Origin of the sequence: Phenylobacterium sp., assembly GCF_030654915.1 — a bacterium.
Classification (GTDB): Bacteria; Pseudomonadota; Alphaproteobacteria; order Caulobacterales; family Caulobacteraceae; genus Phenylobacterium.
In genome coordinates, this window is sequence record NZ_JAURWM010000198.1 from 1 (window position 1) to 9029 (window position 9029).

A 9029-nucleotide genomic window follows, 5' to 3' on the forward strand; every position below is an offset into this window, starting at 1 on the left:
CGTCTGGTCCGCGCGCTAAGTGGGGCCACAGCCGCTCCGGGTCAAGCGGCGCGAGCGACGAGTTCCATCCCAATTGGTCCCAATGGGCGCAGCGTCATGCGCGGCTTCATCGCCACCGCCTGGCCCGGCGCGAGCCGCAGCCGGTATCGCCGCGCGATTTCGCTCAGCACCACCACCGCCTCGGTGAGCGCCAAGGCCCCGCCGATGCAGACCCTGGGCCCCGCAGTCCTTCATCGTTGGCTGGGTGCGCTTCGAGGCCACCCGACGGGCCAACTCGACCAGCGCCGCCCCGCTGACCGCCGCCGAGCATGGTCCGCCGGGCTTGGATCCGAAGCACCCCGGCAAGTCGCCTGGTAAGGGCGCTTGGTCGCCGCCGACCATCCGGCCCGGCGGGCGCGGGCGACGGGGCTGATAGAGCCGCGCCTCCCAGCCGGGTCCGGCCGGGAGGCGCGAAGCTTCTAGAACTCGGCCGAGCCGCCGTCGCAGGGCACGACCGTGCCGGTGGTGTAGGCGCTGGCGCGGCTGGCCAGGAAGATCGCCACACCGGCGATGTCTTCCGGCGTGCCGATCCGGCCGCGCGGGTTGGCCTTGGCGATGGCGTCGCCGGCCCGCGCCAAGGTCGCTGCCATCATGTGGCTCTGGAAGGGACCGGGCGCGATGGCGTTGACCAGGATGTGCTCGGGCGCCAGCCGCTTGGCCAGGTGGCGGGTCAGCATGATGCAGCCGGCCTTCGAGGTCGAATAGGCGTAGGTCTCCAGGGCCGGCGGCTCGATGCCGTTGACTGAGGCGATGTTGATCACCCGCGACGGCTCTTCATGGGTCGCGGCGGCGCGCAGTTGCGGCAGCAGCTTCTGGGTCAGGAAGAAGATCGACTTCACATTGAGGTCGACGGTCTTGTCCCAGCCGTCTTCCGGATACTCGTCGATCGGCGCGCCCCAGGTGGCCCCAGCGTTGTTGACCAGGATGTCCAGCGTGCTCTCACGCTCGGCGAGCGCGGCCGCCAGGCCGACGATACCGTCCATGTTCGACAGGTCGAACGGCAGCGAGATGCAGGTCCCGTACTGCGACAGCTCATCAGCCACCCGGTCGCAGACCTCGGCCTTGCGCGACGAGACATAGACCTTCGCGCCGTTCTCGACATAGCCCCGGGCGATCATCTCGCCGATGCCGCGGCTGCCGCCGGTGACCAGGGCGACCTTGCCTTCAACGCTGAACAAATTGCGCATCAAATGATCCTTCATTTTCGAAATCTAGGTATGAAACGGGAAGCGAGCCTGTGACGGCGGTGCTGACGGCGCAGGCTGGCGACATCAAGCCGCACCGGCGTCGGCTGGCAGCAGAAGGCTCAGGGCGATGTCGGCCTCCATGCGGCCGTCCGGCATCCGCACCCGCTGCTCAAAGCGCCCGTCGATCACGAATCCCAGCGCCTGATAGAGGCGTATGGCGTCAGCATTGCCTTCGCGCGCCATCAGTTCGATGCGGACCACTTGCGGCGTCAGCTTCGCGGCGGCGGCGAACAATGCCTTGAACAGAGCCCGACCCACGCCCTGTCCCTGCCAGGCGGGATCGACCGCGATCGTCAGGTCCGACAGCACGTGGGCGAACTGGTCGGGGCCGATGCGCGAAGCATGGATTTCACCGCACAGCACCTGGCCGCGCCAGGCGCCCAGCGTCACACCACCAGCCCGCGCCTTGGCCAGAAAGCCTTCGACATAGGCCAGGTCCATCTCGTCAGGCCTACGGGCCAGGCCGCCAGGCCCGGCGGCGGCGGCGCGGTAGAGCGCGAGCACCGCGCCAGCCTGGGAGGCCGCGACCGGCCGGATTTCAAACTCACTCATCTCAAACTCGCCAGTCTCAAGCCGCCGCGCGCAGCAGGGCGATCAGCCGCGCCCGGGTCATGCCGTCGGCGACGCCGTCGACCTGCTCCTGGCGCCAATGCCGCTGGAAGGCGCGGACCACCGCCGTGGTGTGGGCGTCATACTTGCCCGACGGCGCGCAGTCATAGCCCAGGCGCGTGAAGCCGGCCTGCAGCGCAAAGACCCCAGCCCCCTCTTCGCCTTCGGACAGCGGCAAGCCAGGCGCGGCGTCAGGTTCCACCCACAGGCCATGGCCGGCCTGCGCCAACTGCTTCCAGGGGAACAGCTCGCCGGGATCTTGCTTGCGGTCGGGGGCGACATCGGAATGGCCGATGATGCGGCTGTCCTCGATGCTCCAACGCGTGCGGATATCGGCGACCAGGTCGATCACCGCGGCCACCTGCGCCTCTGGAAAGGACCGATAGCCAAACTCGTGACCCGGATTGACGATCTCGATGCCGATGGAGCGGCCGTTGATGTCGCTCTCGCCCTTCCAGGACGACACCCCCGCATGCCAGGCCCGGCGCTCCTCGGGCACCAGCCGAAACACCCGGCCATCTTCCTCGACCAGATAGTGCGAGGACACCTTGGACTCCGCGTCCCGCAGCCGCGCCAGCGCCTCGGGGCCGGTCTTCATGCCGGTGTAGTGCAGGACCAGGATGTCCGGCGGGACCGTGCGCTCATTGAAGTTCGGCGAGACCGCCTCGATGAAGTTCACTTGGGGCTCCGAGAAGTCCGGTTACGCAGAGCGTAGACGAACAGCATGATCTGGTTGGGCCGCATGGCGATGATCAGCACTCCAGCCAGGGCCACCGCGGCGCCAAAAGCCATGCGTCCGTCGAACGGGTCGTTAGTGATGACCACGCCGAGAGCGATGGTGGCGAGCGGCGTCATCAGGGTCAACGGCGAGATCAGATTGGCGTCATATCGCTGGATCAGCCCATAATAGGCCGTGTGTCCGCAAACCGAGACGACCAGGCCCGAGAACACCACCGCCGCCCAGAACTGCCAATCCATCGACAGGCCGATCTGCAGGGCGCCAGGTTCGAGCACCGCCGACAGCACCGAAAGCACCAGCGCCGAGAGCAACCCGACCCAAGCCTGAAACTGCAGTGGCTTCACGCCCTCCATCCCCTTCATCAGCACCGCGCCGAGCGAGCCGAGGAAGGCCGAAGCGACCACGAACAACAGACCCTGGGAAATCTTGAATCCGTGCGGGTCCCACATCACCGCCAACGCGCCAAGCAGGGTCAAGGCGATGCCGAACAACCGTCGGCGACTCAGCCGCTCGCGCAGGATCAGGAACGACAGCACCGTGGTCATCGGCACCATCAGCTGGCTCACAATCGCGACCGACGATGGGCTGGCGGTCTTCAAGGCCATGAAGACGAAGGCGAACGAGCCGGCGCCCATGCACAGCGCCACAAGGATGAGCCGCCAGAACGGCTTGGGCGGGTTTCGAAGCCACGGAGAGACGGCCACCGCCACGATAGCGAACCGCACAGCGGCGTAGAACAGCGGCGGCGCGTGCAGATAGGCGACCACGTACTTCGAGACGATGTTGTTTGCCGCCCACAGCAGACAGACCAGGGCCAGAAGAGCGAAGTCACGAAGCGCCATGCTTCGGGTTAGGCGCGGTTGAACCGGTTTTGGCAAGCCCAACGCTTGTTTGACGCATGGGAAATCGGGGAGTGTGCGGGCGATTCACCGGAGACCTCGCCCATGCCCGCCCAACCCTTCCTCGGCCCCGACGTCCACGACCTCGGCTCAGCCTGGATCGACCCCTCCGCCCGCATCTTCGGGGCGGTCGAGATCGCCGCCGAGGCCTCGATCTGGTGCAATGTCGTGGTTCGCGCCGAGAGCCAGCGGGTGGTCATCGGCCGCCGCACCAATATCCAAGACTTCGTGATGGTCCATGTCGGATCGGGCACGCCGACGCTCATTGGCGCGAACTGCTCGATCACCCATCACGTGACGCTGCACGGCTGCGATATCGGCGACAACTGCCTGATCGGCATCGGTGCGACCATCATGGACGGCTGCGTTGTCGGCGCCGGCTCCATCATCGCCGGGGGAACCTTCCTGAAGGAAGGAACCGTCATTCCGCCGAACTCCATCGTCGTGGGCTCGCCTGGCGCGGTGACCAAGACCCGCGACAACTCGATCGCCAATGCGATGAACGCCTTCCTCTACTGGCGCAACGCCCAAGCCTACGCTCAAGGCGACTATCGGCTGTGGTCGAAGGAGAGTTTCCGCGCCGAGATGGGCGCCGAGCACGCCCGGCTCACGACGCCCGCCTAGGGCGCTTCTCGGCGAGGCGACTTCAGAGCGGCCCCGAATGGGACACTGCGCAAAGGAAAAGCCGCCCCGACACCCGGAGCGGCTTTTGAAGATCCCAGGTTGGCTCTGTGCGCCGCCTTAGGCGACCGCCAGGGCTCCACGGCGACGCCGAATTGCGGCGCCAGCCAGGCCGAAGCCCGTAATCATCATCGCCCAGGTCGCAGGCTCCGGCACCGCGGAGACGGGCGTGTCATGGGAGAATGGGATATTTTGCGAGAACAGGTCGCCGACCTTCTGATCCTTGGTCGCGTCCTTCGACCACAGAATCTTCAGGTGCGGGCCGCCCTGCGCAAAATCGAAGGCCCCGCTCGTCGCGTTGATGTCGAACGTGAGATTGCTGACGTTGGCGGCGACGTTCGGCGTGAAATTGAAACAAACAAATCCCGCGCCGTTACCGTTGCACCCGCCCGCGGAAAGACCGCCAGGATCAGAATTCGTGCTACCGCCGCCAGCCAACGTGGCCGTTAGCGCGGTGGCGCCGAGCCCTTTGAACGAAAAGGCGCCGAGGAACTGGGCGCCCGCCCAATTGCCGGTGAGCGCGTTGGCGCCGGCGATATCGAACGTGAGGTTCGTGCTGCTGTTTTGGGTGACAGTGAAGGTCGCACCCTGGAAAGTCGTCTGATACACGGTGGCCGCATTCGCCACCGACGCCGACAAGAACAACGCCGCCGTCGCAAAGGCCGCGCCAATAAACTTATTCATACTACCCCTCTCATGGCCTCCAGGGCCAATCCAGCGCCATAAGAACGGCGTCGCCGTCATTCGGCACTCATGCAGCAATAGTTGTGCCAACTGTTCGTGGCAATTCGACTCAATCGAACGGGGAAAAGTTTACATTCGCCCGAGACTCGAGAGCTCCAAGCTGGCGATCGATTAGCTCGGAACCGGACGAACAGGCGATGGCGTATCGCGCCTACTCGGCCGGCGACACCTGGGGCGTGCGGTGAAGCGAGGCGCACCATAACACCCCGGCCACCAGGCAGCCGATCGCCAGCACCTCCAGGCCCGTGGGCCAGCGCTGCGACCAGAGGAAGCCGTAGAGCAAGGCGAACAGCGTCTCGAACACGATCATCTGGCCGCTGAGCGTCAGGGGCAGCAGTCGGCTGGCCTGGTTCCACAGGCCGTTACCGACGACGGAGGCCAAGATCGCCACCCCGGCGGCGACGCCCCAGAACCTAGCCCACTCGCCGGGCGCATAGCTGGATCCGCCCCAGAACGCCGGGATCGCCAGCAACAGCGCCAGCGCGCCGGTCACCACCCCGGTCAGCAACGACCAGTCGTGGGAGGAGATGTCAGGCCTGCGCGCCAGCCAACGGGCGTTGTCGACCGAATAGGCCGACCACGATCCCAGCGCCCCGACCGCGCAGGCCAGGCCCAGCAGACGGAAGATCGGATCGCCGTGCCCGGTGTCCAGGCGGAAGGCCTCGAACGCCACCAGCCCGACTCCGGCCAGGCACAGCACCATTGACGGGGCCAGGGCGCGGAAGCTCACCGCCCCGGCCTCGCGCGATCCGACCACCGTCAACACCACCGGCAGCAGGCCGACGATCAGCGAGGCCGAGGCCCCGCCCGCCCACTGCACGGCGGCGGCCAGCAGGACATAGTAGAGGATGTTGCCCAGCAGGCTCAGCCGGAAAAGGCTGAGCCATTCGGCCCGCCCAAGCCGCGCGACCAGCGGGCGCCAACGCGGCGCGAGCAGCAGCATCGCGACCACGCCATAGGCGAGATAGCGGGCGGCGGAGAGCTGGAACGGGCTGAACTCGCCCAGCACCTGGGGCGCCAGGAACACCAGGCCCCAGACCGCGCCCGCCAGGACGCCGTTCGCTACTCCGCGCACCATTTGCCCGCTCATCTCCGCCTCACCGGTCCTAGAAGCAAAGGATGGTGAAACGGGATGTGCGCGTCTTGACCGTGGCTATCGAACTCTGGCCCCAGGCTATTGTCGCAGCCGCCGACGATATGCGGCTGGGGTCAGGCCGGTGGCCCGGCGCATGGCCCGCGTCAGCGCGCTCTGATCGGAATATCCGACCCGGAACGCCAACTCGGCGATTGACGCGTTCGAACTGGCCAGAGCCTCCTGCACGGCGCGGAGCCGCAAGGCCGACAACAGTTGCTGCGGCGTCTGGCCAAGCTCCGAGCGGAACAGCGAATGGAGACGGCTGGCGCTCACCCCCGCCGTCCGCGCCATGGCCGCGACAGACCAGTTCAGGCCAGGCTCGGCCTCCATCCGCCGCTTCAGGACTTCCAGCCGCGAGGGCGCCTGCGGGACATCCAGCAGGGCCTCAAGCAGCAAGGGCGTGCAGCGCCAGGCGGTGGTCGACGACATCGGCTGCTGGCGCCCGGACAGATCGACGAACTCGATCAGCCGCCGGGCGGCCGGCGAGATCGGCATGAACACCTGGCGGCTCATGCGCTCAACCGTCGCCTCGTCCAGATCGGCTAGACTGCAGTCGACCACCAGGAAGCGGTTGGCTCCGTCGCCAGCCTGCACATGATCGGCGCCCGGAGCGACAAAGGCGGCGCGCGCCATGTCCAACCGGCCGCCGCGCCCGCCCACCTCGATCTCCAGTTGGCCGAACACTGGCGCCACCAACTGCACGTGGTCGTGCCGGTGCATGACGCCGTCCGCGCCATAGCTGCGAAAGCTCAATGGATGCGGTGCGTTCACACCCCATCCACTAGCCGGCTTTAGGCCGCCCGTCGATCAGGCGTCGGCCTGCGCCGGCTGGCCCATTTCGGCCATCGCCGCTTGGTCCATGTACATCAGCTCCCAGACGTGACCGTCGAGGTCCTGGAAGCTGCAGCCATACATCGGGCCCATGTCGAGGACCGGCTTCCAAGGCTTGGCGCCCGCCGCCAGCGCCTTGGCCAGGGTGTCGTCGACCTGGGCGCGGCTGTCGGCCGACAGACAGGTCAACACCTCGGTGGCCTTGGTCGCATCGCTGATCTCGCCGGTGATGAAGTCCTGGAAGCGCTCGTGCTCCAGCAGCATGGCGAAGATGTTCTCTTCGATCACCATGCAGGCGGTGTTCTCGTTCGAGAACTGCGGATTGAAGTCGAAGCCCAGGGCGCCGAAGAAGCGTCGCGAGGCGGCGACGCTCTTCACGGGCAGGTTGACGAAGATCATTCGCATTGGGGGTCTCCTTGAGGTCTGAAGCCGTCCGCGCCCCTAGGTTGGGATCAGGACATCCCTAGGACGTATGGGCAAGCTTAGCCCCGACACCCTCAGCGTATTTTTTTCGGTCCCCCGGCGCTCCGCCTCTGGGGTGAGGCTAAAACAATTCCGCCTTGCGCCAATGGCCCAGGTCTTGCTTCAAGCAGTGCAGTCAGAACAATCGCCTGTCTCTCGGAGCCAAAATGAAACGCGTCGCAGCTATCTCGGCCGCCATTGTCGCCCTTGCCGTGGCCGCGCCCGCCTGGGCTGCGAAGACCTTCGTGCTGGACAATGTCACGCTGCAGGGCGGCGGAACGCTGACCGGCACCTTCACCACCGACGACGCCCTTTCGTCGCTGATCGGGATCGACATCACCGCATCGGCCGGCGCCTATGGGCCCGGCGTGTTCTCGGTGTTCAACTACAACAACGCGGCTCTCGCCGACTGGGTGTCGCTCCCCACCCAGGGCTTCCGCATTCAGACGGCCGGCGCCGCCCAGCAGCTCCGCCTGGACTTCAACCCGCTAACCCTGACCGGCGCCAACATTCTGAACACCTCGTCGGAATATCAGCGCCTGGGCGGCCCCCGCGCGGTGCTCACCGGACGTGTCATGCTTCAGGAATCTGGCCCGATCTCCGCGGTCCCCGAACCCGCCACCTGGGCGATGATGATCATCGGCTTTGGCGCCGTGGGCTCGATGGTCCGCACCTCGCGCCGGAACGCTTTCAGCGCCGCCTGATCCGAATTCCCTGACGACTGCTTTGGGCCCTCTCGCTTCGGCGGGAGGGCTTTTTGCATTGGACCACCCGTCCTAGCCGCAAACAGAAACGGCGCCCCAGCTAGGCTGGAGCGCCGCATAGGCCCCGGCTTTCGCCGGGGGAAGAGTTGTGGTGGCTAGGCCGCCTTGCCGAGGCTCAGGCCTTCGTAGCGGGCCAGGTGGTGATCGGTGGAGCCGAAGGCGTTCTCGATCATCGTGGCGCGCTTGAAGTAGTGGCCGATGGCCATTTCGTCGGTCATGCCCATGCCGCCGTGCAGCTGGATGGCGTTCTGGCCGATAAACTTGGCCGCCTTGCCGATCTGAACCTTGGCCGCCGAGGCGCCCTTGGCCCGTTCGTGATCGCTGTCGGCCAGCTTTATGTCGGCCATGTAGGTCATCGAGATCGACTGCTCAAGCTGGATGAACATGTCCACCATCCGGTGCTGCAGCACCTGGAACTGGCTGATCGGCTGGCCGAACTGCTTGCGCTGCTTGGTGTATTCCAGCGTGCCTTCATGCAGGCGGCGGAACACGCCGCAGGCTTCGGCGCAGGTGGCGACGATGGCTTCGTCGATCACCTTCTCGACCAACGGCAGGGCGGCGCCCTCCGAACCGATCAGGGCGTCGGCGCCGAGCGCCACGTTCTCGAACGTCACTTCCGAAGCGCGGAAGCCGTCGACCGTCGGATAGTCGCGCGTGGTCACGCCCTTGGCGCCCTTCGGCACGATAAACACCGAGACGCCCTCCGCGTCGCGCTGGCCGCCGCCCGTGCGGGCGGTGACGATCAGGTGGGTGGCGTAGGGCGCGCCGATGACGACAGCCTTGTGGCCGTTCAGCACGTAGCCCGCGCCGTCCTTCTTGGCGGTGGTCTTCAGGTCCTGCCAAGTGTAGCGGGCCTGCGGTTCGGCATAGGCGAAGGCG

11 protein-coding genes and 1 pseudogene are annotated in these 9029 nt (G+C 66.4%); 2 read left to right on the top strand and 10 right to left on the bottom strand.

The annotated features are described in order from the left end of the window. Positions 1 to 41: 41 nt before the first annotated feature. The 5 genes and pseudogenes from Q7T84_RS10215 to Q7T84_RS10235 form a co-directional block, all read right to left on the bottom strand. Positions 42 to 212, bottom strand: a pseudogene (locus Q7T84_RS10215) (hypothetical protein); the annotation flags it as partial. A gap of 246 nt (positions 213 to 458) precedes the next feature. Continuing rightward, a complete protein-coding gene (locus tag Q7T84_RS10220; protein ID WP_304808404.1) occupies positions 459 to 1226 on the bottom strand; it encodes an SDR family oxidoreductase in 768 nt (255 codons plus the stop codon). An 84-nt stretch (positions 1227 to 1310) separates the two neighbouring features. Continuing rightward, positions 1311 to 1838 (bottom strand): GNAT family N-acetyltransferase, encoded by a 528-nt coding sequence (locus Q7T84_RS10225; RefSeq protein WP_304808406.1) that lies wholly within the window; start codon positions 1836 to 1838, stop codon positions 1311 to 1313. A gap of 16 nt (positions 1839 to 1854) precedes the next feature. Further along, complete coding sequence (locus Q7T84_RS10230; RefSeq protein WP_304808408.1) at positions 1855 to 2574, bottom strand: N-acetylmuramoyl-L-alanine amidase; 720 nt, start codon at positions 2572 to 2574, stop codon at positions 1855 to 1857. Further along, a complete protein-coding gene (locus Q7T84_RS10235) occupies positions 2571 to 3476 on the bottom strand; it encodes a DMT family transporter (protein ID WP_304808410.1) in 906 nt (301 codons plus the stop codon). The genes Q7T84_RS10230 and Q7T84_RS10235 overlap by 4 nt, the downstream gene beginning before the upstream one ends. 102 nt (positions 3477 to 3578) lie before the next feature. On the opposite strand from Q7T84_RS10235, the gene Q7T84_RS10240 reads away from it, so the two are divergent. Continuing rightward, positions 3579 to 4157, top strand: a complete 579-nt coding sequence (locus tag Q7T84_RS10240) for a gamma carbonic anhydrase family protein (protein ID WP_304808412.1) — start codon at positions 3579 to 3581, stop codon at positions 4155 to 4157. Between the two features lie 117 nt (positions 4158 to 4274). On the opposite strand, the gene Q7T84_RS10245 is transcribed toward Q7T84_RS10240, so the two are convergent. From Q7T84_RS10245 to Q7T84_RS10260, 4 genes are all read right to left on the bottom strand, one after another. After that, the gene (locus tag Q7T84_RS10245) at positions 4275 to 4898 is read right to left on the bottom strand and encodes a PEPxxWA-CTERM sorting domain-containing protein (protein ID WP_304808414.1); all 624 of its coding nucleotides are present in this window, start codon (positions 4896 to 4898) and stop codon (positions 4275 to 4277) included. A 211-nt stretch (positions 4899 to 5109) separates the two neighbouring features. After that, positions 5110 to 6048 carry a DMT family transporter gene (locus Q7T84_RS10250; protein WP_304808416.1) on the bottom strand — a complete coding sequence of 313 codons (939 nt, stop codon included), beginning with the start codon at positions 6046 to 6048 and terminating at the stop codon, positions 5110 to 5112. 84 nt (positions 6049 to 6132) lie between these two features. Further along, entirely contained in the window at positions 6133 to 6813 is a 681-nt protein-coding gene (locus tag Q7T84_RS10255) for an AraC family transcriptional regulator (protein ID WP_304808418.1), read from the bottom strand. Between the two features lie 87 nt (positions 6814 to 6900). Next, complete coding sequence (locus tag Q7T84_RS10260) at positions 6901 to 7329, bottom strand: VOC family protein (RefSeq protein ID WP_304808420.1); 429 nt, start codon at positions 7327 to 7329, stop codon at positions 6901 to 6903. Between the two features lie 224 nt (positions 7330 to 7553). Here Q7T84_RS10260 and Q7T84_RS10265 point away from each other — a divergent pair, with 224 nt between their 5' ends. Further along, positions 7554 to 8090: a PEPxxWA-CTERM sorting domain-containing protein gene (locus Q7T84_RS10265; protein ID WP_304808422.1), complete on the top strand. Its 537-nt coding sequence runs from the start codon at positions 7554 to 7556 to the stop codon at positions 8088 to 8090. A gap of 155 nt (positions 8091 to 8245) precedes the next feature. Here the strand turns inward: Q7T84_RS10265 and Q7T84_RS10270 are convergent. Next, positions 8246 to 9029: acyl-CoA dehydrogenase family protein (locus tag Q7T84_RS10270; RefSeq protein WP_304808424.1), on the bottom strand; the 784-nt coding region annotated here is incomplete at its 5' end.